Consider the following 26,360-nt stretch of genomic DNA (forward strand, 5'->3'; position numbering starts at 1 on the left):
TAGACGAAACGAACACAACCGAAGGTTTTGGCAAGGAGTTTCTCTTGTTCTTGCGTGGGATACAGACGGAACTTATATGCTTTGTTTGCCATATCGAATCACCTCACTTTACACCTTGATTTTCTATATATTTTTTTATCACTTCAATGGGAGCATCACCTGTTGTAAGCAAACAAAAACTCCTTGACCAAAAATTCTCTTTCCACAGTTTCTTTTTCACCTGTGGAAAATGCTTTTTGATAAGTCGTGAACTTGCACTTTTATAGGCATTGATGAACTTTGACATTTCAGTATTCGGATGTGCTTTGAACAAAATATGCACATGGTCAATATCGTGATTCCATTCGACTAAGGAAATATTGTAACGTTCGCCCAATCGAACAAACATATTTTTTGCATAGTCAGATATGGTATCATCCATCACTTTTCTGCGATATTTTATGACCAGAACAAGATGAAAATACAATAGGAATACTGAATGATTATTATTGTCTAATTTCATTTACATAACAGCCTTTCTTTCATCTAAGACTGATTATATCATGGTACAAAAAAAGAGACAACTTTAGGCTACGCCTAACCTGTAATTCATCTCCCACTTTCACTGGTGCTAAAAGCACCTTCACGTTTAGAAGTGGGAGACTTCTTTCGGAGGAAGGTTAAAATATAGTACCTGATAGATTCCCGGAACGCAACGAGCCGAATAGGGAGAAAACCCTCTGGTAAAGGAGAATAATCGGACCGAAAGCTGTTTTTTAGACAAATTTCGCAAAAAAAATAGCGCGGCAAAAGCGGCGCGTGGGCGGCATTCGTTTTCGTGCCGCTTATCCTTATTGGGGATGTGGATTCGTAGCTTCGTACCATGCTACCGGCTGTTCATCGCTTTAACGACGTCTACGTTCCTTCCGCGCAGCGTGTCCACAATCAATTCGATAAATTCCTTGGACGTGTTGGCTGCCACAGCCTGCCGGTAAATATTCAGCAATTCTTTGCTGTCCAGCGTTTCCAAAGCCGATGGCCTTGGAGAACGATTATAGTGATTCCTGATGACCTCCACCCAATCATATGACTTAACGGCATGGAAATGATTCGTTATATTTTTCCAAGATGCTTGTATCGTTTTCTTGGAGGCTTCGGCAACATCGGTCATGATGTCTTCCTCCCCGACGTTCCCTGCGGTCTCTCTCTCGTTATCCGGCGTCTGAACATACTTTCCACCAGACACTTAACCCCTCTCCCTTCGGGAAATTTCTTTCTGGTATCTTTTACTTAGTCCTAGCATAACATGAGCCCATCGTCCCGTCTTTACCGTTTCGCGCTCCAAAAAAACCTTTACATATTGTGGAAAATATGCAATAATATTTCCTTTGCTTTCGAAAAAAATCAAACAGCGCCAATGAGAAAAACTCGTATCGGAGTATTTCATGGATGAGCGACCGCGTTTAAAGGATGTTTTTATCGCCAAATAGAATTTGAAGTTATTCAGGACGCATAACTTATAAATTCTATTATGGTAAAAAAAGCTCCTAACGGAGCCTCTTCGAAGACGAATAACCCGGTTTTAAAGGAGACCTGAGGGAAAACCAACATCGCATCCGGGTCGGTAAAGACATCGCAAAGACGAGCAAAAATACATTAAAATCGTGCCCTTTTCCAAAAAGAAGGCGAAAGACGCTCAAATGTGCAGGTCTTTTTCAAAAAATGGGGCCATTTCGCAAAAAATCGCTCCAAAGACCTGCATTATCGCTTTAGAATCAGGTATGTGGCGACTTTTCTCCAAAAAGACGTGCATTATCGCTTTAGAATAGGGGGAAAATTCCGGTGCTAGCGGTGCTGAAAAATCGCAAACTGGATTTTGGGGCAGCCCCTTGATTGAAAGAAGAGCTATCCGCCAAAACGTTCGGTTTTAAATAAGGAACTAAATAAGCTCTCGAAACTTATACTTTCTTTTATTTTTAAAAAAGAGCCCGACCTGTTTCAGGTCGAGCTCTTCTTGTTTTCCTCCATATATCTTTTGATCCGCTTTTCATTCGATTCGGAAACGGTTGCGAAGGTACCGGCTCCCTCGAAGCTGACGATCTTTCGCTCGGAATCGTAACCGGACACATTCTTGAGATTAACGACGTTGGAGCGATCCAATCTCTCAAAACCGCTCGAATGATAGGCGGCATAAAGATCGGAGAGAGTGGTGGGGACGACAAATTCGCCTTCTTTAGTATGGACGTATATTGTATTTTTATGATTGGAGAAATACAATATTTCTTCCTCCTGGATTTCACAAGAAGAACCGTCATTTTTCAGAACACGCATGTACTCCCCACCTTACTATCCTTTACTGCTTTTTCATAAGCTCTTTAGGCGCTTGCGGGCTGTGAAACATCGGTTTAAGGATTGCTGCAAACACGACTGCGCAAGAAGCCAGGACGGAAGACGCGCACCGGGCTGCCATTTGTCTCATAGCGTTCCCCCCTTTCTCCATGGTATAACTGTTAAGGACTGGACCAGAAAGGCCAATCCAATAACATGCGAGCCAATAATGAAGTTGGAGCCGACCAAACCTATGGAAATCCATTTTAATAAAGGGTACATCTTGGCGGGAATAGCGACGTTAGCATCCGGACGCGGGGCAAAAGTGATCATAACGGTCAGATTCGTGAGATTAATCAGGAAGAGCAGCGTTTCCGGATAGACGGGCACATGCGGAATTCCGGCACACAGCAGCACCGAGACGATATTGCAAGCCCACACCGACTTGAAGTGGGTGCCGCCCGACGCCATTCTTAGACTGCCTAAACCGATCAGGACCAGCAGTGTAGATGCCAACTCGCCGGTAGACCATCCGATTAACAACGAAGTTGCGACAATCAATCCGGTATTAAGCAGAATGCCTAACGAATACTGCATGACCTCAATGGAGTGAGTGCGGTCCGGATCGGCCTTCTTGATCGCCACGGCAATTCTATATGCTAAAGTGTTCATCTTCGCCTCTATCCTTTTTATAAGAAACGTATAAGTACCCATATAGAATGACTGCATTGGCAGTTGGCACTAGAAAAAACAAACCCGATAGGTAGTTGGCAAAATACATCGTCAGCAGAACGATCACGACGGAAGGAATGTTCAATATTAACAAAACCTTTTCCCATGTCTTAACCGCTATTTTCCCGCTGGGCTTGTCCGGCACGAAATCGAAGCCTTTGCGCTTCACCGATAGGATATAACCCGCTCCGATAGCCGTGGCCGCAGAAAGCGCCTGCAAAATAAACGTGCTTATGCTTAAAATATAAGGAATAGTACCGCTATCAAACAGTCCGGCGCTATCCATAATGAAATAATAGAGTGTTTGAATCAGCATGTAAGCCTGATACGCCATTCCCGTCAAAATAACAGCATAAAAAACATGAATTTTAAAGAGCAGCCATATAAAAGAAAACATGAGAAGAACTTGCACGACAACATCCGCTTGCGGCAACTCATAAACTGTTCTTAATACGTAAGAAATGAACGACATAATGATACTCGCGAAGATCATTTCTTTAGGGAATAAATCAATTTTAAACAGTTTAAAAATCAGATAAAACATGGCATAAGTTTCCAGCATGGAGAAACCGATATACAGCCATAAGTCCATCAACCTGAAACACTCCCGCTGCCGACAAAGTTCGACTTTTTTCTATATCCAATATACTAGATGGAAGATGTTTCTACAATAGCCTTTCCCGTTCTTTCAGTGTAAAACCGCCTTTTTCTGCCTCTTTTCCGACATTTCGGTTAGTAGTATAATCCTATTATGCTATGGAGTGACGATTTTCCTATAAAAACCGTCTATGGAATGGATAGAAAGCGGGTAAAAAGATGACTTTGGATGAAGTTATGGATCAGCTCAAGCTTCTCGGAACCGAGCAAACCAAGAAGACATTCTCCCGGCATGGGGCGAAGGAACCTCTCTTCGGCGTTAAAATAGGGGATTTAAAGCCGTTGGTCAAGCAGGTCAAGAAAGATCAGGCTCTGGCCTTGGCCCTATACGATACTGGAAATCATGATGCTATGTATCTCGCAGGGCTTTCCGTCGATCCGAAAGCCATGACCCGGGAACAGCTGCAAAATTGGGTAGAGCGAGCATACTGGCATATGCTTGCCGAATGCACGGTGGCCAACGTAGCTGCCGAGAGCCATTATGCGCTGGATCTGGCCAGGGAATGGATGGCGTCAACGGAGGAAACCGTCGCCTCCTGCGGCTGGAGCACCTATACGTCTTACTTGTCCGTTACTCCTGACGAACAGCTTGATTTCGCTGAAATCCGCCGTCTATTAAAGCAGGTGGAGAAGACGATTCATCAGGAAAGGAACCGTGTCCGATATACGATGAACAACTTTGTCATTGCCGTCGGAAGCTTTGTGGCGGGGCTTCATGAAGAGGCTCTGGAGGTCTCCGGGAACATAGGGAAGGTTCATGTCGATGTCGGACAGACCGCGTGTAAAGTGCCTTTGGCTGCGGATTATATCGAAAAGGTGAAAGCCAAGGGAAGGATCGGAGTCAAGAAAAAAACCTGTATCTGTTAAACGGGACTTTGCTCAAAGGAAGGCCAGCCAACCTTAAACGGTCGGCCGGCCTTTATCAAATTGCTCGATCATCCGGTTGCCGGCCAGGGTGACTGTTCTGCGAGCATGTCATCCCCAGCCGAGGCATCGGCAAGATCCTCCAAATCTTATTTTACATAAGATTGCAGCGGCCGTTACTCCACCGCCAATTTTCCTCTGTTAATCAGTTCGAGCTGCTCCTCCGAATAGCGGCCGATTTTATTTTTGGCCTGCACTCCGCTTAAGGTAATATCATAATTCTTCTTGATATATTGATGAAGCTTCTCCATGTCCTTCTCCGAAAGCTCTGCCAGTTCGCTCTTGCCGTCGATCTGGCCGAGAATAATCCCGATCACTTCCCCGGCCAGCGAAGTATTCGGCTGGATTCGGGCGCTTCCATAAGCTACTGCGGATGCCCCGACATTCTTCCCGGCCGTGAGCACGTTGGAATAGCCTTTTAACTGGAATGCCCGCAGCGGCATCCCATATTTATCGGGCTTGCCCGTGCTTGTCCCCCATGGATTCGCCTGGTTGCCCTGAAGATCAATCGGATAGCCCGCTATGCTTACGTTATCCCAAAACATGGCTCCGCCCAACAGATCCGTCGCCTGCAGAACATATTCCGTTTCGTAGCGGGTCGAATCACGAATATAGAGGTAATCGGGATAGCCATTGACCTCGGCCTTCTCCCATCCCGGCAGCTGCTGCCGCAGGTGCTTGACCACCCGGTCCGTTTCGGTCTTCCCGGCTTCCAGCGCCTCCTGAATCCGCCGATCATCGGACGGGTCTACATTGAAAACAAGAAGGGCGTTAATCAGCGCTTCCCCATCCCGCTGATTAATGATGTTTAATCCGCGCAGGAACACATCCTTCTGGCTGGATGAATAGCTTTTCCCAATATTTCCGAATCCGTAAGCAAACGTCCCGGTGAGATAGGTGTTCGAACCGTAGATTTCTTCCTTCTTATCCTGGCTCAGACTATTTATTTCTCCGGCAAACTTCTCCCAATCCACCTGGCGGAATTTCATCATGATGGATGCGGCCATATAATCCGTCGCTTCCCCGCCGAACACCGTCTCGATTCCTGGAATCCGCGTCGTCTCCAATCGGCTGGACAGGGCGCCGAAATCCGTATTCTCCACCCAATACTTGGCAGACACCGTCCTCTCTTCCCCGCCTGCAGTCCGGTAGGTGAGCGATTTGATTGTTTGCTTGGAATGGGCATCCGGCTCGCTATCGATTTTCACAATCTGGATTCCCGATTCGATCGGTATCCCTTCGGCAATCGATTGGAAATAGTCCACGAACTCTTCTTTCTTGCGGATTTCCCCTTGTTTATAACGATCAAAGAGCTCCTTGACGCGCCCTTGCAGCAGCGATTGGCCGGCATCATCGAAGGGCTCGTCCAAATACAGCATCTCTCCCTGAATCAGCTGTCCGCCCGGCTGCTTCCGCGGATCGAGAACCATCACGTTAAGCCCTTCATCCGCAGCCGCCCGGGCCAGATACATCCCTTCTATTTCGGAACCGATCAGCACGATATCCGGGTCCGAGCCCCGGTCTTTGCCCCCAGGCTTCTTCTCTCCTTCACAACCGGCAACAAGCAGTACGACAAGCGACAACAGCCACACGACACGTTTCACTCCAAATCCCCTCTCCCTGTTCACTCTCTCTTGGTACAACTATGCAAAAGGATAGCAAATCCGGCGCCTGATTTCCAGCGAACGATCCGGCCTGGGCGAGCGGTCTCCCTCCCCGCCGTTTTCAACAGGGACCGCAATCCGGTTCCATTCGTTGTGCAAGCATATTCGAAGAATATTTTTTTCCACTTGAACAAGAACGTATATTCGCCATATAATAATCATAAAATAGAAACATATGTTCTGTAAAAGGGGAGAGTTTGTTATGGCCATTAACCCACCTGCGGGTCATTGTGACTTTTATCTCCTGACTTCTGTCCTAAGGAGGGTCCCTCGATGAATAAGGCGACTCTGGAGACAGAAGAAGAGCTTCAATTAATCAAAGAATACACCCTGCTGCCCATCCTTCTGGACGTACTGGAAAGGGACGTTGCCGTGCTGGAGAAGGCCCGGCTCAAGATGTCCCCTGTCTATGTCAGAAAGTTAAAGCAGGCCCAGGATCAGATATCGATCCATCTTGCGCACATCCGCAAGGCATTGCGCCGCCGGGGAATCAAAGTTTACGAGCTGCAGCGCACCCGCTTGGGAATCGAAGCCCATTACCTATGCAAAGGGTACAATCATACTTTTTCCATGCTTTGGAGCCTGGTGAAAGCCGAGCTGTACAAGGAGTTAAGCAGCCTTTTGGAGAGGAAACAAGGATAAACGGCTATCGCCGTCCTTTGGACAGGCGCGTTTACCGATGAAATATAAGAACAGGAGTATAAAGGGGGAATGAGACCGCGTTTTAAAGGAGGCTTTACCCACACTAGAAAGTACTTCGCTAAGCTATGGAAGTGATATCCTTATGCAACTGCTGTTTAGCCAGGCTTCGTGCAGAAGCTTGTGTTCTACTACCAGGTACAGACATCAAGAGATAAGGAGTATCCTATGAACAAACAAAACCGAGTCGTTATGTTGGCAGACTGTCAATCCTTCTACGCCAGCGTGGAGAAAGCGGCGCATCCCGAATACAAAGACCGGCCTGTCGTTGTGGCGGGGGACCCGGCACGCAGGTCCGGAATCATTCTGGCCGCGTGTCCGCTTGCCAAGCGGTACGGCGTCACTACGGCCGAACGGCTGGGAGAAGCCATCGGGAAGTGCCCCGATCTGGTGGTCATTCGCCCGCGAATGCAGGAATACATTGATACGTCGCTGATGATTACAAGGATTTATGAAGAGTTTACGGATCTGGTCGAGGTTTTTAGCATTGACGAGCAATTTCTCGACGTTACGGCGAGCCTCCCTCTCTTCGGAGACCCCGAGACCATCGCCAGGTCCATCCAACAGAAGGTTCTGAAGCAAACCGGAGTATGGGTCAGGATAGGAATCAGCTCCAATAAAATACTGGCCAAAATCGCCACCGATATCTGGGCGAAAAAAAATGAAAGTGGCATCTTCACTCTGCCTCGGGACCGCATTGAAGACAAGCTGTGGCCTCAGCCGGTTCACCAAATGTTCGGGGTCGGTTCGCGGATGACCGCTCACTTCGCCCGGCTCGGCATCCGGACTATCGGCCAGATTGCGCAGACCCCGCTGCCCAGGCTCCAGCAGATGTTCCGGGTCCGTTTCGGCAAGCAGTCGGATATCCATGCCGAGGTCTTGTGGCGAACCGCCAATGGGCTGGATGAGAGTCCGGTAACCCCGGGAACCTTCAACGCCGCTCCCAAGTCCGTAGGCCACATGATGACCTTGCCCAGAGACTACACGGATTCCTGGGAAGTGGATACCATCTTGCTGGAGTTGGCGGAGGAGGTGTGCCGCGACTGCCGCCGCAAGGGATACATGGGCTCCGTCGTCACGGTTAGCTGCATGTGCAGCCCTTACGAATCCCCGACCGGATTTTCCCGCCAGATGAAGATGCCGGACCCTACCAACCACACCAATACTGTATTTGAAATCGCCAAAAAGATTTTTTATAAATTTTGGAACACGATGCCGGTTCGCCGGGTCGGAGTCACCTTAAGCCAACTGACGGATGATCAGTCTTATCAGCTCACCTTTTTCGAGGACCAGGTCAAAAATAGAGCCTTAGAGTTAGCAACCGATCGCATTAAGGACCGGTACGGCAGTTCTGCCATCGTGAGAGCCTCCTCCCTGACAACGGCCGGGCAGGCGGCGGAGAGATCACTGAAAATCGGGGGCCATTATAAATGAGCAAGAAGCTGCAAGGAAACGGGTTGTTTGAATCCTCAAGAATGATGCTCCCGGAGCACAAGGAAGCCTACCTGCGGCAGCGGCAAGACTTAAGCAAAAAGACACGCCCCCAATTGGATGAGCAGGAAGTCGAACGAATTTCGATGATCCTCGCCGAATCCATGCAGCTCCGGAAAGAAGTGATACTGGTATTGTTCGGGGAATTGGATAGGCGGGAATTGTCAGGGAAAGTCACACGAATGGACCAACAGCAGAAAAGAGTGCAATTCACTCACGGGGATGATTCTGTGTGGGTCCAAGTAGCGGATATTGTAGATGTAATCTGTTAGTTTTCGTATTGACCATTCCCAAACAACAAATCCTCGAATTTGCGGTGGATTCCGATGGTGCCCTGAGCATCGTAGTTGGATAAAATCACCAATGTATAACCGCTAAGCATATACATGTTCAAAAGCGCGCTAACACCGGGAAATCCGCCGTTATGACCGACGATCCGCTCTCCGTGCTTCCGGATATCCATAAAGCCATACCCATAGTGCTTCTGCATATCCGGTCCGTAAGACTGAAATTTGTCTGTTATGGCCAGAGCGGTCCATTCCGGGCTCAGCAGCTTATTCCCGCGAAGGGCGATGTCGAACCGCAGCAAATCCTCCACAGTGGAATATCCCCCTCCGGCCGGGCCTCCCTTAACGGCATGGAGGAACCAGTTATTGCGCCGAGGCTCCCCCTCCTTCGTTCCTTCGCGAGTATAACCCGCAGCCAGATTGGGGACATCGTACTCCAGATCATAACAATCTGTATCGGGCATATTGGCCGGTCCATAAACGTTTTCTTTGACAAATGTAAAGTAATCCTTCCCTGAAACCGACTCAATGATGGCACCCAGAATGATATACCCTGAATTACTATAAAACCATTGGGTGCCCGGTTCGAACAACAGAGGATCTTCGATAAAAAGCGGAAGGTAATCCTCCACGGTTTTGAGTTTCGTGAAGCTGGCCTCATATTCATCATTCCAGTAAAGTCCGGTTCCCGACGTATGCGTCAGCAGATGGTGGATCGTAATTTTGTTAGCCGGCTCCGGCGGAAAATGAGGCAAATATTTTCCAATCAAATCATGGACATGCAGCAGGCCGTCTTCAGCCAGCCTCAGGATGGCAACGGCAGTAAACATCTTGTTCACCGAGCCGAGATTAAATTTGGTATCCGTTCGGTTGGGAATGCCGTATCCCTTGTTCGCCAGGCCGAAAGCATTTTTGTAAACCGGTTCTCCATGCTTTGCCACCAATACCGCCCCCGAGAATTGATCCTCGGCAACCAGGCTTTCAATATGAGCATTAAATTTGGCCAGGTCCATATCCGTTAATGTCATGGTCATCCATTGTTCCTCCCCTATGAGTTTGTCCGACAACGGTTCCCGGATTTACCTGCACATTCGCATGTCTTTGGCTCATTTTAATCAAAATCCCTGCAAAGACCTGCACAATCGCCGGTTCTTGCCGCTCTTTAACGAGGGGTTGGCTTTCTGTGATGCTTTATCGTTGGACAGGTAAATTATTACATTTTTCATTTTATCAAAAATTGCTTCCGCTGAAAACAAATGGTTTTCCTTTTTAAATGCTTTTTTACGACGGGCTGCTCCCATAAACAGAAGGCGGAGTTTCCTCTGCATCGGAAACTCCGCACTTGTATATTTCATCCTGCTTCTATAGTCAGGAGGTCACCTTCAATTGCATGTATCGGGCAAATTCCACCGCGGGTAGCGGCTTGCCGATCAAATATCCTTGAACCTCGTCACAATGATGCCTGGTTAGAAACTTAAGCTGCTCCTCCTCCTCTACGCCTTCCGCAATCACCCGCAAATTCAAGGCATGTGCCATATAGATGATCGCCTTGATGATCGCCGCATTATTCTCTTCTCCCAGTGACTGGATGAAGGATTGATCAATTTTCAGCGTATCAATCGGGAAACGGCGCAAATACCCTAATGAGGAGTAGCCTGTCCCGAAATCGTCAATGGAAATCGATATACCGAGCTGCTTGAGCTCCTTGAGCACATCCAGGGAATGCTTCGTATTCCGCAGCATAATGTTTTCCGTAATTTCCAGCTCCAAATACTTCGGCTCAAGCCCGGTTTCCTCCAGAATTTCCTTCACTTTTCGGGCAAAACCGGCTTGCTGGAAATGGATTGCGGAAATGTTCACCGCCACACGCATCGGCGGAAATCCCGCTTCCTGCCATTGCTTGTTCTGGCGACAGGCTGCCCTCAATGTCCAATAGCCCAGAATGGAGATTAGTCCCCGCTCCTCCGCCAAAGGAATAAACTGGCTGGGAGGAATGGAGCCGAGCTCGGGATCGGTCCAGCGTACAAGAGCCTCCATGCTGTAGATATTCTCCTGCAGCATGTCCATCTTCGGCTGATAATGGAGCTCCAGGCCTTCGGACTCGATAGCTTTGCGCAGCTTCGTTTCCATCAGCAGCAGGGATGCGTAGTCCTTATTCATGGCAGTCTGGTAAACGGTCACCATGCTTTCGCCATACTCCTTCGCCCGGTACATAGCAACGTCCGCATGCCGCACCAGTGAGTCCATATCATCGCCATGATCCGGATAGAAACTGACGCCGAGGCTGACCGTCACGAAAAATTCGTGGCCCTGAATAATAAAACTCCCTTCAAACAGCCTCAAAATATCGGCGCTCTTCTGTAGCGCCTCATCATTATTGTGCACCGGAAGCAAAATAGTGAACTCATCCCCGCCCCAACGAAACAGCCGCGAACGGACAAAAGACAGCGTCTCCAGCCGCTCTGCGACTTCGATTAACAGCATGTCTCCTACGGTATGCCCCAAGCTGTCGTTCAAGGTTTTGAACCGGTCTATATCCAAAAACAAGAGAGCCAATTTCTGGTCCTGTTCTTTAGCCTTATCGATCTCCTCGGTCAGACGCTCCTGAAACATTCTTCGGTTAGGCAGATTAGTAAGCGAATCATGATACGCCATATGCCGGATCGTCTCTTGAGCATGCTTCAATTCACTTATTTCGTTTCGGATAGCGATAAACTGATAGGGAATGCCTTTGTCATCAAGCAGAGGAACAATTGTTGTCTTTACCCAGTACAGGCTGCCATCCTTGGCCCGGTTGCAAATTTCTCCATGCCATACCCGACCGCTGCGGATCGTCCTCCACAGCTTAGTGAAGAACTCCTTGGGGTGATACCCCGAATTAACTATCCGATGGTCTTGTCCAAGCAGTTCCTCTTTAGAGTACTTGGAAATCAGGCAAAATTGATCGTTCACCGAAATAATTTTGCCCTTCCGGTCGGTCACCGCCAGAATAGACGATTGATCCAGAGCATATTTAATATCCTGCAGCTCTTTGACCGTTCTTTTTAATTCAAATTGATAGTCCTTCTGATTCTCTTGACTGTTCATGAGTTCCTCCCCCCTAACCTGCTTCAGGGAACGGGCATTCCCTTCATCTCCCTTTATATACGCAGCAAAGCTTTAATTGGTTTCGATGCAAAAAAATAATATACCCCCTTTTTTCTTATAGATTTTAAAGGATATTACGAAGACTTTATACTTTCTCCATGAATCTGTTGATTTGTTATATAAAAAAAGTGATAATAAACACGTAAGGCAAAATCAGAGATTACCAGTTAACCGCTGGTTCTCTTATAGCTAATACTACTTACCATTTTTTAAAAAGAGGAGGTTATTACATTGGCTTTCGTTATCACCTCTCCATGTATCGGAGAAAAAGCCGCAGACTGCGTGACATCCTGTCCGGTAGACTGCATTCATGAAGGCGAAGATCAATACTACATTGATCCGGATACCTGTATCGAATGCGGTGCTTGTGAAGCCGTTTGCCCAGTAGCCGCTATTTTCCATGAAGATGATGTACCGGATGACGAGAAGGAATTCATCGAGAAAAACCGACTATTTTTTCAAAATAATTAATAGTATCGTACACATAAACAAACTGCACAGATTCACAAGTCTGTGCAGTTTGTCATCTTACCCGTTAATGCGTTCCTCTGGATATGGCGGTCGCTCCGGTACAGGTCAGCTCGACAATGCCATATGGCCTCATTAGCTCCGTCATCGCCTGGACTTTGTCCGCATCTCCCACTATCTCGATAACCATCGTATCCGATGATACGTCGATAACGGAACCGCGGAACGTCTCGACAACCCCGAGGATCTCCGGACGGTCAGCCGGCTGCACGTTCACTTTGAGAAGAGCGAGCTCCCGCGACACCATCGGCTTCGCGCTAAGCAGCCTTACTTCCAGGACGTCAATCAGCTTCAGCAGCTGCTGCCTGATTTGCTCCAGCGTCCGTTCATCCCCTGTGGTCACCACAATCATCCGCGACAAACCGGGCTCTTCGGATGTGCCTACGGTAATGCTCTCGATGTTAAAACCTCTGCGCCCGAACAGTCCGGCCACGCGCTGCAGTACCCCTGGCAAATCATTGACTAGAATGGATACCGTATGCTTGTTCACTGTTCTCCCCCCAATATCATTTCGTTAATGGCTTTGCCCTGAGGAACCATCGGGAATACGAATTCTTCCTGGGAGACAACAAAGTCAATGAGCACCGGCCCCGGGATTTCCATCGCTTCCTGCCATGCCCTCCGCGCTTCCTCTTTGCTTGTCGCCCGCAGTCCCTTGATCCCATAAGCTTCCGCCAGCTTGACGAAGTCCGGACTTCCTGCCAGATCGCAATGGCTTAACCGGCCTTCATATACGATTTCCTGCCATTGCCGGATCATTCCCAGCACCCCATTGTTAATAACGACAATTTTAACAGGGATCTGATGAATCGCGCAGACTGCCAGCTCCTGGGCACACATCTGCATTCCTCCATCTCCGTTGATGGAGATGACCAGTTTATCCGGATTACCGATCTGGGCCCCCATGGCCGAAGGCAGGCCAAATCCCATAGTTCCAAGGCCTCCGGATGTAATCAGTGAGCGAGCTCTCCGAAACGGGAAATATTGAGCGGCCCACATTTGGTGCTGTCCAACATCGGTTGTGACAATCGCTTCTCCTCCGGTCATTTCTCCAATCATTTGAATCACATATTGAGGCTTCAGTTCTTGCTCCGAATCTTTGTAGACGAGAGGATATTCGATCTTCATCTGCTGGATGCGGCGGAGCCACGATTCCGCTCTTGCCGCCCGCTTCGCCTTCCGGTTCGCTAGGTTCAATACGGCCTTAATGTCGCCGACCACCGGATACTGCGTCTTTACATTCTTGCCGATTTCAGCCGGATCAATATCGATATGGGCAATCGCTGCGTGTGGTGCGAACCCGTCCAATTTCATCGTTACCCGGTCGTCGAACCGGGCTCCGATCGAAATGATCAAATCGGCCTCCGTCATTGCCATATTGGCGGTGTAAGTCCCATGCATCCCGGGCATTCCCATCGACAGCTCATGCCCGCTCGGGAAGCCTCCCAAGCCCAGGAGCGTCGTCGTCACCGGAATCTCCGTCCGGCTGACGAATTCCAGCAGCTCGGCGGAGGCGTCGGCGTATACTACCCCTCCGCCCGCGAGAATGACCGGGCGCTCCGCCTGTTCAATGGCATCCAGCAATGCATCGATCTGGGCCTCGTCCGCTTCTGCAACCGGCCGATAACCGCGGATGCTGACCGTCTCGGGATAGACAAATTCGGCAAGAGCGGCGGATACGTCCTTGGGAATATCAATGAGCACCGGTCCCTTCCGTCCTGTATTGGCAATGTAGAAGGCTTCCCGGACCGTCCGGGCCAGGTCCTCAACGTTCCGGACGAAATAGCTGTGCTTCGTAATAGGCATCGTAATACCCGTTATGTCCGCCTCCTGAAACGCATCCGAACCGATCAGCGGACTCGGAACATTACCCGTTATAACTACCAGAGGAACGGAGTCCATATAGGCCGTAGCGATTCCCGTGACCAGGTTGGTCGCCCCGGGGCCCGAAGTGGCGATGCAGACGCCCACCTTGCCGGTGGAACGGGCATAACCGTCAGCCGCATGGATCGCTCCTTGCTCATGCCGCGTCAGCAGATGCTTGAAATCCGGATTGCCGTGCATGGCATCATAAATGTAGAGAACGTTGCCCCCGGGATAGCCGAATACGCACTCGACCCCTTCAAGCAATAAAGACCTTAACAAAATTTCAGAACCGGAAATACGGTCGGGCTGCAGCAGCCGGTTGCGGAGATCCGCTGTCGAGCCTGCCTCGGAATAAACGATACTCATGAAACTCATCCTCCTCATTCATACTGTTTTTTATCGATAAAATGCCCCCACAAACATACACGACCTGTCGGTTAAATGTGGGACGTTGTGCCGAGAGGCGAAAGGGTGGCTTGATACGGAAATTGCTGTATTATCCCAGACTTTTCACTGGAGCGCTCGGGATCGATTCAAGATAGATGTATAATCGCAGGAATTTGTTCCCGCTTTAATACGTCTAAATCTTCCTCTGAGCGCTGCCGCTCTTGCCGACTTTCCAAATTATAAAAAAACCTTCCGTCCCCGCGCTCTAAAGCGCTGCGGGACGAAAGGATTGCTCGCTTCCGTGGTACCACCCGGATTTACCGGCACTTTCGCAAGTTCCGGCCTCCAAGGGTTGGAATCAGCCCCTGCCGGACGTCACGACAGGAATGAAGATTCCAACCCGGCACGGTAACGGGTGCCAACCGTCTTGCCCTACTACCTTCGGGCATGAAGCTCCGAGGTGACATCGTCGTAAAGGATTATGGCGCGGTCTCAGCTTCTCCGCCGCTCTCTGTACATAGAGCCTCTGCGACTTTATCCTCTTCACAGCTTGTTCTGCTATTCCTCTGTCCGGATCGAAATAAAGCCCCTCACAATGTGACATATGGCCATCTAAGCTTATTCCGTCCGACAACTGACAGGGCCGCCGTCTAAACTTCGGCCGCTCCTCCTGACATTACTTCGAAAGTGGTTTAATCGCTACATTGCAGGGAGCCCCCGGAATGGAATTACAAATTCTAAATGAATAAAAAAACCCTTCCGTCCGCACGCTTATTCAAGCGCAGCGGGACGAAAGGGGCTCTCTTCCGTGGTACCACCCGAATTCACCGTCATCTTGCGATGCCGGACTCGACAGGTCGAAGCTGCTCCCGGAGGTTAACCCGGTTTAAGCTTCTACCGATGCACGATAACGGGTGCCAATCGTTCCTTCCTACTGCACTTCGTTTCGGAAGGAAAGCTCCGAGGCGACATCGTCTAAAGGATTATGGCAGTGGTTTCAGCCGTTCCACCGCTCTCTGGCAACATAAGAGCCTTTAACACTATAACCTCTTCATAGCTGTCAATATGAATGAATAAAGCTATTATAAGAAAATTCCCTTAATTCGTCAATCCTATTCATTCCGCAAAGATCGTTAACGAAACATCCCCCATAATTTGATTAAATGAAAGGTGTTGTTGGGATCTATTTTCTGCGCCAGGACAAAATTAACAATTTGACTGGATTGTTTCTCGGACAAATTTTCGCCTAACACCTTGGCAATCCGGCTCAGCAGCCCTCTGACCTTCGCACGATCTTGAAGATCATGTTTATTAACTCCATGGAGCACGGCTTTAACACGCTCCTTGACCAACGGATTCTTCATCTTCATCTTGACGCGTTCCACCAATTCCCGGTCAATGCCATATTGCTGGTAGCTCATCTTCTCCCCTCCACAGAAAAGTCATTCTCTATTCTATGTCGGTTTTCCGTCGAATGTGCCTGTTACCCGCTATCTTGTTCGTCATTCTTCGCCCGCACTCCCGTTTTTCGACTGGCTAAGGAAGATGAACTTATATCATTACCATAAACAAACGTGCAACGACAACGGACACCAATAACTTTATTCTTTGGCCGCCAAGCTCATTTCGCTTGTTTTGACCCGAATAAGTGCATTGGTGTCCGTTAAATTGACGCATATTAGCTTCGGCCGAAAAAACAGATTTGACCTATACTTAGAGCCGGGAGCCGTCCCGCCGTTCTATCGAACCTGCCCTTCTAATCGAACGGGCGGCCGCCAAAGACCTGCTCCCGCTGCAAGTAATCGCGAAGCGGCAAGTAACGCGCAGCCGTCCAGAACTCCGACTGGGCGACAAGCTTGGCCGCGTCTTCTCGCGCATACTCCAGAATTTCATAGTCGCTCATCAGATCCGCCACCTTAAATTCGGGGAGGCCGCTTTGTTTCGTTCCGAAGAAATCGCCCGGCCCTCTGATTTCCAAATCCCGGTGCGCGATTTCGAAACCATCGTTAGTCTCCGTCATGACCTTGAGCCGTTCCCGGCTGACCTCGTTCTTCGGATCGGCAATCAGTATGCAATAAGACTGATGCTCGCCCCGCCCGACCCGGCCGCGGAGCTGGTGAAGCTGGGACAATCCGAACCTGACCGCATCGTATACCACCATCAGAGTGGCATTAGGGACATCGACTCCAACCTCTACGACCGTCGTAGATACCAGCACCTGAATCCGGTTATCGCTGAACTCAGCCATAACCTGTTCCTTCTCCTGATTGGACATTCTGCCGTGCAGAAGTCCAACCGACAAATCGGGAAAATGATAAGTAAGCTGTGCGTGAACATCAATCGCATTCTGCACGTCTAGCTTGTCCGATTCTTCGATTAATGGACAGATGACGTAGGCCTGACGGCCCGCGGCCGCTTCTTTCCGGATAAAGCGCAGTACGCGCTCCAGCATATCGTGGGGTACGGCGTAGGTTTTGATCGGCTTGCGGCCTTTGGGCAGCTCCTTGAGCGTAGATACGTCCATATCGCCAAAGGCAGTAATCGCCAGCGTGCGTGGGATAGGAGTTGCCGTCATCGTAAGAACATCTGGGTTCAGCCCCTTGCGGCGCAGAATGCTCCGCTGGTTGACCCCGAACCGGTGTTGCTCGTCGGTAATCACCAACCCGAGACGGCGAAAGACAACGTCCTCCTGAATCAGCGCATGGGTGCCAACGACAATGTCGGTCAGCCCCATCTGTATGGAGGCCAGTGCTTCCCGCCGCTGCTTCTCGGTAAGGCTTCCTGTAAGCAGCGTAACCTCGATGCCGTATGAGGCGAACATCTTCTCCAGCGACCGCTTATGCTGCTCGGCCAGGATTTCCGTCGGCACCATCAGCGCACCCTGAGCCCCCGCCTTCACCACGGCAAACAGAGCGACGGCCGCCACTACCGTTTTACCCGAGCCGACATCTCCCTGAAGAAGCCGGTTCATCGCATAGGATTGTTTAAGGTCCTGCAGGATTTCGGAAACTACCGTTTTCTGGGAATCGGTAAGCACGAAGGGCAGAGAGCGGACGAACTGCTTCACCGCCTGGGAATCTACTGGATGGGCGATCCCATCGGATTTCCCCCGGTTCAAGGCACGGAAAGCTTGCATTTTCAATTGAAAAAGAAACAACTCCTCATATACGATCCGTCTGCGCGCCTTCCTGCCCTCCTCCCAATCCTTCGGCTGGTGGATAAGAGAGAAGGCCTCACGGCGGGATATGAATCGATAGCGGGCGACCAGTTCCTCCGGCAAAATCTCCTCCACCCACTGCCCATATTCCGCCAAGACTTGACGGATAGCTTTGCGCAGCCAATTCTGGGTGATCGGCCCGGCCACCGAATAAACAGGCTGCAGCGTACCTGTTCGCGAAGCTCCGCCCCGATCTGGGAATTCGTGCTCCGAAACGGTTATCTGCAGCCTGGCCTGCTCCCACTTGCCGGTGAGAACAATCCTCGTACCGGACGTCAGCTGATCCTTGATAAAATGCCTGTTAAACCAGACCGCCGTAATCACCACCTGATCGACCAACACTTTACAGGCCAGGCGGGACTTCTTGCGGCCATACATCTGTAACAGGGGAACCCCATATACCGTCCCCTCAATCGTAATCTTCTCGCCGTCCTTGACCCCGGCCAAATCCCGGATATGGTAATCTTCATAGCGATAAGGAAAATATTCCAGAAGGTCGTATGCTGACTCTATGCCAAGCGCCTTAAGGTCTTCCGCTTTGCGGGGACCTACTCCACGTACTTGACGGACAGCCAATTCCCTGAGATCCATAACGGCTACACCGGCAGCATGAATACCGCTACCGTCCCCGGACCCGCATGCGTGCCAATGACCGGTCCAATCGACGTATAGGACAAATGCTTCACTTGGAAGTGGCTTTGAATGAGCGAGCTCAACTCCTCGGCCGCCGGCAGGGAGTTGGCATGAGCAATAATCGCCCGCACATCCTTCCCGGCAAATCCATTTTCCTTCAGCAGTTCGATAATCCGGGCCATCGCCTTCTTCTGTCCTCTGGCCTTCTCGATGGAAGTAACCTCGCCTTCGTCATCGATCGACAGAATCGGCTTGATATTTAATAGAGATCCCAGGAATGCCGCAGCTTTCCCGATTCGGCCGCCCTTCTGCAAATATTCCAGCGTATCGACCAGGAAGAACAAGCCCGTGCCTTCCCGCGTCTTGCGGATTAACTCCAGGCAGTCCTCCTTGCTCTTGCCGGCCTGAGCCGCTTCTGCCGCCGCAACAGCGAGCAGACCGAACCCGTAGGACGCGGACTTCGAATCGATAATCGTAATATCCGCCTGCTCCTCCAGCAGAGACTTGGCCAGAACCGCAGACTGGTAGGTTCCGCTCATTGCGGAAGACAGATGAATTGAAATAATCTGTGCTTCGGGGTCTTCGGCCAATATTTTCTTGTACATGTCGAGAAAATCGACGGGCGAAGGCTGGGAAGTCGTAGGCAGGGTATTCGATTGGGCCAGCAATTCATAAAACTGCTGCGATTGGATCGTTACCGCATCCACATAGGTATCATTCCCGAAATGCACTTTGAGAGGCACCATTTCTATTCCGAGTCTCTCCCGCTCCTCCACGGGAATATCCGCGGTGCTGTCTGTTACGATGCGAACTTTACTCAATCCGTTCACCTTCCCATTTATCGATATCAAACGTTCATTACTCTACGGAAAATAAATAGAAATAGAGCGGCTGTCCCCCGGAATGAATTTCAATCTCCACCTCCGGGTAGGCTTCCTCCAAGTAAGCTTGAATGGCGGATGTCAAATCGTCCGTTGCCTCTTCTCCGGCCAACAGCGTGACGATTTCTCCATCCTCGCTAAGCATCTCGTCCAACAGCTGCTTGCAGGTTTCCAGCAGATCGGGCTTGGAGCTGACAATTCTGCCATCGAGAATACCGAGGAAATCCCCTTCGTTAATCTCCATTCCGTCTATGGAGGAATTACGCACCGCATGGGTTACCTGGCCTGAGCGGACCCGACTCAAGGCATCTTCCATCGCCGCCGCGTTCGAATCGGCATCGGCTCTTTCCTGGAAGGCCAGCATCGCAGCCATTCCCTGCGGAATCGTCTTCGATGGTATCACAACGACTTGCTTGTCCTCCACCAGGTCTCTGGCCTGCTGGGCAGCCATCACAATATTGGAATTGTTGGGCAGAATAAATACCGTCTCCGCCGGCACCTTCCGGATAGCTTGAACGATATCCTCCGTACTCGGATTCATCGTCTGGCCGCCGGCAATAATCTCATCCGCCCCCAAGCTTTCGAAGATGTCGGATATTCCTTGCCCAACGGATACGGCGACGAAACCGTATGGACGGAGCTCTTCCGCCTCCACTTCTTCTTCCGCGGGTCTCTCCTCTTCTTCGGCTTTAGGCGAAGCATAGGTCGTGTCGGATTCGTCAGCGTGAAGGAGATGGGAATGCTGTTCGCGCATATTCTCAATTTTAATCCGGGTCAGATCGCCGTAATTCATGGCGTAATTCATTACTTCTCCCGGATATTCGGCATGAATATGAATTTTGACCAGATCGTCATCGGCCACAACGAGCAGGGAATCCCCGAATTTCTCCAGATCCCGGCGGAATTTGCTCTCCTCAAACTGATACCCGGGAACCTTCCCCGGCACAAGATTGACCATGAATTCGGTACAGTAACCAAACTCAATGTCTTCCGTGGCCAGCTTCGACTGGGCATTAGCCGCCTCGTGCAGCGATTGTCCTGCAGGCTGAACAGCCTTGTCCCTCGCTTCGGGTTCCGCATCGTAATCGAAATCCCCGGTAAGAGCGGCAAGCATTCCCTCATAGATCAAAACGAGACCTTTGCCCCCGGCATCTACAACTCCCACCTGTTTAAGCACCGGGAGCATGTCCGGAGTCCGGTTCAGCGTCTCCTCCGCCTTGTTCAGCACTTCTCGCATCAAATCTGCCAGATCATCGGTCCTCCGTGCATAAGACAAGGCATGTTTGGCTGCTTCACGGGCTACGGTCAGGACCGTGCCTTCCACAGGCTTGACCACCGCCTGATAAGCGGTATCCACCCCTTGCTGGAGAGCCTGGGCGAACTGCTGTGCGTTAACCGTGTCCAGATCGTGAACCGACTTGCCGAATCCGCGAAAAAGCTGGGAGAGGATGACGCCGGAATTCCCGCGCGCCCCCATCAGCAAGCCTTTGGAAAGGGCCTCGGCCGACTTGCCGACATGATCGCTCTTCCTTCTCTGCAGCTCTTCGATGCCCGATGACATCGTTAAATTCATATTGGTGCCGGTATCGCCGTCCGGCACAGGAAATACATTGAGTGCGTTTACCATGCTGACATTGCTCTGCAGCCGCGCAGCTCCGGACCTCATCATATGAATAAAATCCGTACCGTCTAGAAAATTAAAGCGCTTACTCAAACAAATTCTCCTTCCTGGGCTAGCGGGTTACACGAACTCCCTGTACAAATATATTAATATGATTAACCTGAAGCCCCACAATATCGTTCAGCACATACTTCACCCGGTTCTGGACGTTATGAGCGACTTCCGATATTTTAGTTCCATAGCTGACAATAATGTACAAGTCAATTTGCAGTTCGTCCTGATCCCGTCTCACTTCCACGCCTCGACTTAAATTCTCCTGGCCCAACAGCTCGGAGATACCATCCTTCAACTGCTTGCGGGAAGCCATGCCGACGAGACCATAGCAGTCCAGAGCAGCGGAACCCGCTATGACGGCAATTACTTGATCATCTACATTAATGCTGCCGTATTCGTTAGCTACTTTAATTGGCATGTGAACCACCCTTTTCCGAAAATATTAGGGACTAAGTCTCATTGTACTATAATAAATACAAGAAATAAATGCAAATCGGCGTTTTTCTGCCGTTGACTGACAACTTTCTGCTATGCTATCATATTGTAGTATGTTCATCTAACGAGATTGATGATTGTGGACGTTGTTTGAAGGCGTCAGAGGAGGTGGAATCATGGCTCGCAAATGCTTCATTACTGGTAAATCGCCGAAATCGGGACATCATGTATCCCATGCCAATAACAAAACCAAACGTACCTGGGGAGTTAACGTGCAGAAAGTAAGAATCCTCGTGGACGGCAAGCCGAAGCGTGTCTATGTCAGCACGCGCGCGTTGAAATCCGGCAAAGTTACCCGCGTATAATCAATAAGCTCTAATAGACAAAAAGCACCTTTTTACGAGGTGCTTTTTTTTCGCCCGAAAGAAGGTATGATTAATTTTTGCTGAAAGTATTCAGGATTGCTTTGACAAACCCTCCTAAAAACTTCGGGAGTTTGATCGTATAAAATTTCATTCCTACCCCTCCTAACCAGTTTGTCACCGAAACGGCTTCGAAACGATCCTTCTTACGGCACCGCCCGCTTCCATCCCCGTCTTCCTTGTGCCTAATCATTACTATTACTATATTCCGCCTACGACAAAAAGTGCCTGGCCGAACCTGAGTGCTCCAGTTTTTTTTGTGTCCCGCTGCGAGGATAACGGCTTCGCCGGGTATTCAATAGACGACAGCCCGTCGGTCAATCAAATTTCGGGGACCCCGGTCATACTCATGCTTTTTACAGCCATCCGAATAGAGACTCCTCTTCGCCCGCCATCAGCTTAGCTTCCGAATGGGCATAAAAAGGGGTTACAAAAGCCACCCGGCTTCTGTAACCCAGTATATTCCGCTATTCGACTCATGATTCCTGCTGTTTCACTGTACCCCTTCCAAAAATTGCGGCGGGACATACCATCCGTTGGCATAAGCAAATAATACGTAGGTAGGAGGCAGCAGGAAGGAAAATACCAATGTCAACAAAATAAAGGCTATCTTCGGTCCCTTCGTTTCATAGGATTTAAAGACATAAATCCCGATCAGGACAGCACCGAGCGAGAAAAAATGCTTATAAAACCCGGACATAAAGACAAAAACCGACATTAAGCAACCGGCAGCCAGACTGAGCAGAAACAGCAGCAATTTTCGCATCGTTAACGCTCCCCTGCCGAACGAATGCGGCGGATCGCCGCGGCGCGGTCCGGCATCCCGAATACCGCGCTGCCGGCCACCAGCACGTCGGCTCCCGCTTCAGTCACTAGCGGCGCCGTTTCCTCGTTGATCCCCCCGTCGACTTCGAGGGCGATCTCCCGTCCGGTCCGTTCAATCCTGCGGCGTAATTCACTGATTTTGGGCAGCATGGAATGAATAAAGCGCTGTCCGCCGAAGCCGGGGTTGACCGTCATAATCAATATAAGGTCCGCTTCCTCCAGAACATGGTCCAGAACAGACAGCGGAGTGGCCGGATTCAGCGCGATTCCCGCTTTGGCCCCTTCCTCCTTGATCATATGAAGAGTGCGGTGGAGGTGCGGACAGGTTTCGGCATGGACGGTTATGTAATCCGCCCCCGCTTTGGCGAAGGCGGAAATGTAGCGCTCCGGCTTCTCGATCATCAGATGGACGTCCAACGGCAGAGAGGTGCCCGGACGGATCGCTTCCACAATGAGGGGACCGAGCGTCAGATTAGGAACGAAGTGCCCGTCCATCACATCCACATGAATCCAGTCTGCCCCTCCCTTTTCCACTATGTCGATATCCTCTGCCAGCCGGCCGAAATCGGCGGAGAGAATGGATGGTGCAATTCGCAGCTTCCCCAACATCAATACCTCCGTTTTTTGTCCCTGATTTCCGTAAGGAAAGTCAGGTAATGATTGTATCGCGTAGAAGCGATTTCATCAGCATCGACCGCCTCGCGGACTTTGCAGCCCGGTTCATGCTGGTGCAAGCAGCCCCGGAACCGGCAGCCTTCGGAATAGCTGCGGAATTCCCGGAAGCAATCCGCCAATTGCTCCGCTTCCACATTCATGAAATCAAGCTGGCTGAAGCCGGGAGTATCCGCTACCCAGCCATCCGGCTCCAGTGCAATCAGCTCCACGTGGCGGGTAGTATGCCGGCCTCTTCCCAATCTGTGGCTGATTTCACTCGTCTCCAGACGAAGCTCCGGCACGAGCGCATTAAGCAGCGAGGACTTGCCCACACCCGACTGCCCGGCGAAGACGCTGATCCTCCCCTGCAGGCGGGTGCGGATCTCCTCCAGGCCGGACCCGGCCAGCGCGCTGGTCGTCACGATCGGATAGCCGATCGATTCGTACAGGCTTCGAATATCGCCGAAGCCCGAATCGGAATGAACCGTGCCGGCCGCAAGCAAATCGTGCTTGGTGAACACAAGCACCGTCTCCAGTCCGGCACTTTCCGTATGAACCAGAAATTTATCCAATAGCGGCAAGCTGATGGCGGGCTCGGCCACAGAGAAAACCAGAATGGCCAGTTCCACATTGGCTACCGGCGGCCGGATCAATTCCGTGGAACGGGGGAGGATTTCGTCTATCGTTCCTTCCCCGTTCTCCGTCAGCCCGTACACGACCCGATCCCCGACAAGAGGGCTTATATTCCTTTTCTTGAAGATCCCCCTTGCCCGGCATTGAATCCGGTCGCCCTCGCGGGCCGGACCGTCCGGCAGCACATAATAGTAGCCGCTCAGCGCCTTGACAATCATCCCTTGCGGCATCCTTATTGCCCCCCTTGTTCCGGCGGCTTGGCGGATTCGTTCGGCTGCGGTGTCGCCGCAGCGGATCGATCGCCGGCAGGGTCAGGCGTAGGAGTCGGGCTGGCCTCATTGGGCTTCATCCCTTCCTTCTGATGCAGATAGTCGTTATAAGTGACGGTTTTCGTGTCATAGTGCTCGTCGTTGCGGAACATCTTAATGACCGCATTTCGCTCCTTGGTCACGATCACCGGAACATTCAGCAACCCCGGCTTCGTTATATCGAAGGTCCGGTATTCGTAATTCTCATATTGGGCATCCGTAATAACGATCCTGAACGTGGAGGCAGTGCCCTCCTCAACCGGCTTGAGCTCCGGCAGGGTGACGAGCATCTGTCCCGCATCCTCCGGCGGGCCTGCGCTGACATAATAAATAATGTTGTTCGTTCCCGATTCGACCTCCTGCCCAGGCTTGTAGGGCCATTGATCGAATATTTTTCCCTTGGGCTGGAGGAAGGTATGCTGCTCGGTAATCCCTTCCTTCCCTTTCACCCTGCTCAGGTTCTTCTGGAGCAGAATGGCATCTGCCTCTTCTACTGTTTTTCCGGTTAAATCAGGCATCTTGTGCTTTTCCTTGCCCAAGCTGACTACGATCTTGACCTCTACCTTGGCCGGGTCGAATTCCTCGTCCGGCTTCGGGGACTGCTCCAGAATGGTGTCCTCCGGCTGATCGTCATACCTGGTGGTTACATCAATCTGCGAATCGTCAATCCCCATCTCCTTCAGCGTCTTCTGCACGTCCTTCCACTTCTTGCCGACGTAATCGTCCAAGGTTTTCAGTTCAACCCCGTGGCTTACGGTAAGCGTGACTTCACTTCCTTCGACCAGCTTGATATTTTTGTGGCTCTGGTCAATGACATGGTCCTTCTCTATCGTATCGCTATTTTCGTAAGTAATCTTTGGAGTGAGAGAGGCCTCTACTAACATTGCCTCGGCTTTTTCTACGTGCTCGCCTACTACATCCGGTACGAGAACTTCCTTGACGGCAAACTGACCCTTCACATAGTAAATCCCTGCCAGCAATCCCCCGACCACGACCAGGAAGACGATCGTCCATATCCAGGGGGCCGCCCTTCTGCGCTTCTTGCCCTCCGGCTCGGAATCCTCTTCGAAACGGTCGGAACGGATCGCCGGCACTACCTTGGTCTTCTCGTCATCGTCACCGTCATCCATGTCGGGATCGTCCAGCTTCGGTTCGTTCCTCCGCTCCGGAAGCAGGCATGTCTCGAGATCGCTCAGCATCTCCACCGCCGATTGATAGCGCTGCTCCGGCTTTTTGCGCATCGCCTTCAGAATGATATTCTCCACGCTTTGCGGAATGAGAGGATTCACCTTGCGCGGCTCTTCCACGTTCTCCTGCAGATGCTTGAGCGCCACGCTGATCGGACTGTCCGCGAGAAACGGAAGCTTCCCCGTCAGCATCTGGTACAATACTATGCCAAGCGAATACAAATCGGACTTCGCCCCGGCAGCTATCCCCTTGGCGTGCTCAGGAGAGAAATAATGAACTGATCCGACGACGGACCCGGTCTGGGTAATACTCGACGAAGTTCCTGCCTGGGCAATTCCGAAGTCGGTTACCTTCACCCGGCCGTTCTTTCCCATCAGAATGTTATGGGGTTTAATATCTCTATGAATAATTTCATTCGCATGAGCATGGTCCAGAGCATCGCAAATCTGGGAAGCGATGTGAACGGCTTCCTCAACCTGAAGCGGAGCTTTCTGCTTAATCAGATCGTTCAGCGTCATCCCTTCCACATATTCCATAACGATGTAGTGGACGTCCTCATCCTGCCCGACATCATAAATGCTGACGATGTTAGGATGAGACAGGGCCGCTGCCGACTGCGCTTCCCGGCCGAAGCGATGGATGAACTCTTCATCGTGAATATACTGCTGGCGAAGAACTTTAACGGCTACATGGCGATTGAGCAGCAGATCATGGGCTTTGTAGACGAGCGCCATTCCACCCCCGCCCACTCTCTCTAGGATTTCATATCTCCCACCGAGTATCTGACCTGTCACTTCTCA

General features: G+C 50.7%; 29 protein-coding genes. 6 read left to right on the plus strand and 23 right to left on the minus strand.

The window, feature by feature from the left end; translation table 11 throughout:
* The 7 genes from FS806_RS04955 to FS806_RS04985 all read right to left on the minus strand — a co-directional run.
* Nucleotides 1-92: helix-turn-helix domain-containing protein (locus FS806_RS04955; protein ID WP_144933516.1), on the minus strand; the 92-nt coding region annotated here is incomplete at its 3' end.
* 11 nt (nt 93-103) lie between these two features.
* Nucleotides 104-502 (minus strand): IS200/IS605 family transposase, encoded by a 399-nt coding sequence (tnpA, locus tag FS806_RS04960; RefSeq protein WP_144933517.1) that lies wholly within the window; start codon nt 500-502, stop codon nt 104-106.
* Nucleotides 503-865: 363 nt separating this feature from the next.
* Complete coding sequence (locus tag FS806_RS04965) at nt 866-1,225, minus strand: sporulation histidine kinase inhibitor Sda (protein ID WP_144933518.1); 360 nt, start codon at nt 1,223-1,225, stop codon at nt 866-868.
* A gap of 752 nt (nt 1,226-1,977) precedes the next feature.
* Complete coding sequence (locus tag FS806_RS04970) at nt 1,978-2,310, minus strand: LytTR family DNA-binding domain-containing protein (RefSeq protein ID WP_144933519.1); 333 nt, start codon at nt 2,308-2,310, stop codon at nt 1,978-1,980.
* 22 nt (nt 2,311-2,332) lie between these two features.
* Entirely contained in the window at nt 2,333-2,458 is a 126-nt protein-coding gene (locus FS806_RS04975; RefSeq protein ID WP_144933520.1) for a cyclic lactone autoinducer peptide, read from the minus strand.
* Nucleotides 2,455-2,979: an accessory gene regulator ArgB-like protein gene (locus FS806_RS04980; RefSeq protein ID WP_186328216.1), complete on the minus strand. Its 525-nt coding sequence runs from the start codon at nt 2,977-2,979 to the stop codon at nt 2,455-2,457. The genes FS806_RS04975 and FS806_RS04980 overlap by 4 nt, the downstream gene beginning before the upstream one ends.
* Nucleotides 2,960-3,634 carry a hypothetical protein gene (locus FS806_RS04985; protein ID WP_144933522.1) on the minus strand — a complete coding sequence of 225 codons (675 nt, stop codon included), beginning with the start codon at nt 3,632-3,634 and terminating at the stop codon, nt 2,960-2,962. The genes FS806_RS04980 and FS806_RS04985 overlap by 20 nt, the downstream gene beginning before the upstream one ends.
* Nucleotides 3,635-3,855: 221 nt before the next feature.
* Between FS806_RS04985 and FS806_RS04990 the strand changes: the two genes are divergently transcribed.
* Entirely contained in the window at nt 3,856-4,563 is a 708-nt protein-coding gene (locus FS806_RS04990) for a DNA alkylation repair protein (RefSeq protein WP_144933523.1), read from the plus strand.
* A gap of 173 nt (nt 4,564-4,736) precedes the next feature.
* Here the strand turns inward: FS806_RS04990 and FS806_RS04995 are convergent, their stop codons facing one another.
* Nucleotides 4,737-6,224, minus strand: a complete 1,488-nt coding sequence (locus FS806_RS04995; protein WP_144933524.1) for an FAD-dependent oxidoreductase — start codon at nt 6,222-6,224, stop codon at nt 4,737-4,739.
* A gap of 333 nt (nt 6,225-6,557) precedes the next feature.
* Between FS806_RS04995 and FS806_RS05000 the strand changes: the two genes are divergently transcribed.
* The 3 genes from FS806_RS05000 (at nt 6,558) to FS806_RS05010 (ending at nt 8,746) form a co-directional block, all read left to right on the plus strand.
* Complete coding sequence (locus FS806_RS05000; RefSeq protein WP_144933525.1) at nt 6,558-6,926, plus strand: YhjD family protein; 369 nt, start codon at nt 6,558-6,560, stop codon at nt 6,924-6,926.
* 225 nt (nt 6,927-7,151) lie between these two features.
* A complete protein-coding gene (locus tag FS806_RS05005; RefSeq protein ID WP_144933526.1) occupies nt 7,152-8,417 on the plus strand; it encodes a DNA polymerase IV in 1,266 nt (421 codons plus the stop codon).
* Nucleotides 8,414-8,746, plus strand: coding sequence for a YolD-like family protein (locus tag FS806_RS05010; RefSeq protein WP_144933527.1), 333 nt, complete (start codon nt 8,414-8,416; stop codon nt 8,744-8,746). Before FS806_RS05005 ends, FS806_RS05010 begins: the two co-directional genes overlap by 4 nt.
* On the opposite strand, the gene FS806_RS05015 is transcribed toward FS806_RS05010, so the two are convergent.
* From FS806_RS05015 to FS806_RS05025, 3 genes are all read right to left on the minus strand, one after another.
* Nucleotides 8,743-9,795, minus strand: coding sequence for a serine hydrolase domain-containing protein (locus tag FS806_RS05015; RefSeq protein WP_144933528.1), 1,053 nt, complete (start codon nt 9,793-9,795; stop codon nt 8,743-8,745). The genes FS806_RS05010 and FS806_RS05015 overlap by 4 nt on opposite strands.
* A gap of 81 nt (nt 9,796-9,876) precedes the next feature.
* On the minus strand, nt 9,877-10,062 hold the full coding sequence (locus FS806_RS26055) for a hypothetical protein (RefSeq protein ID WP_222126587.1): 186 nt from the start codon (nt 10,060-10,062) through the stop codon (nt 9,877-9,879).
* 67 nt (nt 10,063-10,129) lie between these two features.
* Nucleotides 10,130-11,848 (minus strand): putative bifunctional diguanylate cyclase/phosphodiesterase, encoded by a 1,719-nt coding sequence (locus FS806_RS05025; protein WP_144933530.1) that lies wholly within the window; start codon nt 11,846-11,848, stop codon nt 10,130-10,132.
* A 291-nt stretch (nt 11,849-12,139) separates the two neighbouring features.
* Between FS806_RS05025 and FS806_RS05030 the strand changes: the two genes are divergently transcribed.
* Nucleotides 12,140-12,379 carry a ferredoxin family protein gene (locus FS806_RS05030; protein ID WP_144933531.1) on the plus strand — a complete coding sequence of 80 codons (240 nt, stop codon included), beginning with the start codon at nt 12,140-12,142 and terminating at the stop codon, nt 12,377-12,379.
* Nucleotides 12,380-12,443: 64 nt separating this feature from the next.
* Here FS806_RS05030 and ilvN read toward each other — a convergent pair whose 3' ends face one another.
* The 7 genes from ilvN to FS806_RS05065 form a co-directional block, all read right to left on the minus strand.
* Nucleotides 12,444-12,926, minus strand: coding sequence for an acetolactate synthase small subunit (gene ilvN, locus FS806_RS05035; protein ID WP_144933532.1), 483 nt, complete (start codon nt 12,924-12,926; stop codon nt 12,444-12,446).
* Entirely contained in the window at nt 12,923-14,668 is a 1,746-nt protein-coding gene (gene ilvB, locus FS806_RS05040) for a biosynthetic-type acetolactate synthase large subunit (RefSeq protein WP_144933533.1), read from the minus strand. Before ilvB ends, ilvN begins: the two co-directional genes overlap by 4 nt.
* 1,154 nt (nt 14,669-15,822) lie before the next feature.
* On the minus strand, nt 15,823-16,110 hold the full coding sequence (locus FS806_RS05045; protein WP_144933534.1) for a stage VI sporulation protein F: 288 nt from the start codon (nt 16,108-16,110) through the stop codon (nt 15,823-15,825).
* Between the two features lie 335 nt (nt 16,111-16,445).
* Nucleotides 16,446-18,497: an ATP-dependent DNA helicase RecG gene (gene recG, locus FS806_RS05050; protein ID WP_144933535.1), complete on the minus strand. Its 2,052-nt coding sequence runs from the start codon at nt 18,495-18,497 to the stop codon at nt 16,446-16,448.
* A gap of 5 nt (nt 18,498-18,502) precedes the next feature.
* Complete coding sequence (locus tag FS806_RS05055) at nt 18,503-19,360, minus strand: DegV family protein (RefSeq protein ID WP_144933536.1); 858 nt, start codon at nt 19,358-19,360, stop codon at nt 18,503-18,505.
* 37 nt (nt 19,361-19,397) lie between these two features.
* Entirely contained in the window at nt 19,398-21,134 is a 1,737-nt protein-coding gene (locus tag FS806_RS05060; RefSeq protein WP_144933537.1) for a DAK2 domain-containing protein, read from the minus strand.
* A 19-nt stretch (nt 21,135-21,153) separates the two neighbouring features.
* The gene (locus FS806_RS05065; RefSeq protein WP_144933538.1) at nt 21,154-21,513 is read right to left on the minus strand and encodes an Asp23/Gls24 family envelope stress response protein; all 360 of its coding nucleotides are present in this window, start codon (nt 21,511-21,513) and stop codon (nt 21,154-21,156) included.
* Nucleotides 21,514-21,706: 193 nt separating this feature from the next.
* Between FS806_RS05065 and rpmB the strand changes: the two genes are divergently transcribed.
* Nucleotides 21,707-21,895 (plus strand): 50S ribosomal protein L28, encoded by a 189-nt coding sequence (rpmB, locus tag FS806_RS05070; RefSeq protein WP_144933539.1) that lies wholly within the window; start codon nt 21,707-21,709, stop codon nt 21,893-21,895.
* A gap of 70 nt (nt 21,896-21,965) precedes the next feature.
* On the opposite strand, the gene spoVM is transcribed toward rpmB, so the two are convergent.
* The 5 genes from spoVM to pknB form a co-directional block, all read right to left on the minus strand.
* Complete coding sequence (gene spoVM, locus FS806_RS05075) at nt 21,966-22,046, minus strand: stage V sporulation protein SpoVM (RefSeq protein ID WP_010269764.1); 81 nt, start codon at nt 22,044-22,046, stop codon at nt 21,966-21,968.
* Nucleotides 22,047-22,445: 399 nt separating this feature from the next.
* Nucleotides 22,446-22,718, minus strand: a complete 273-nt coding sequence (locus FS806_RS05080; RefSeq protein WP_144933540.1) for a hypothetical protein — start codon at nt 22,716-22,718, stop codon at nt 22,446-22,448.
* Nucleotides 22,719-22,720: 2 nt separating this feature from the next.
* The gene (rpe, locus tag FS806_RS05085; RefSeq protein WP_144933541.1) at nt 22,721-23,386 is read right to left on the minus strand and encodes a ribulose-phosphate 3-epimerase; all 666 of its coding nucleotides are present in this window, start codon (nt 23,384-23,386) and stop codon (nt 22,721-22,723) included.
* Entirely contained in the window at nt 23,386-24,294 is a 909-nt protein-coding gene (gene rsgA / locus FS806_RS05090; RefSeq protein WP_144933542.1) for a ribosome small subunit-dependent GTPase A, read from the minus strand. Before rsgA ends, rpe begins: the two co-directional genes overlap by 1 nt.
* Nucleotides 24,295-24,296: 2 nt before the next feature.
* Nucleotides 24,297-26,354 carry a Stk1 family PASTA domain-containing Ser/Thr kinase gene (gene pknB, locus FS806_RS05095; protein ID WP_144933543.1) on the minus strand — a complete coding sequence of 686 codons (2,058 nt, stop codon included), beginning with the start codon at nt 26,352-26,354 and terminating at the stop codon, nt 24,297-24,299.
* Between the last annotated feature and the right edge of the window lie 6 nt (nt 26,355-26,360).

It is taken from the genome of Paenibacillus sp. 32O-W (genome assembly GCF_007679495.1).
Taxonomy (GTDB): domain Bacteria; phylum Bacillota; class Bacilli; order Paenibacillales; family NBRC-103111; genus Paenibacillus_L; species Paenibacillus_L residui.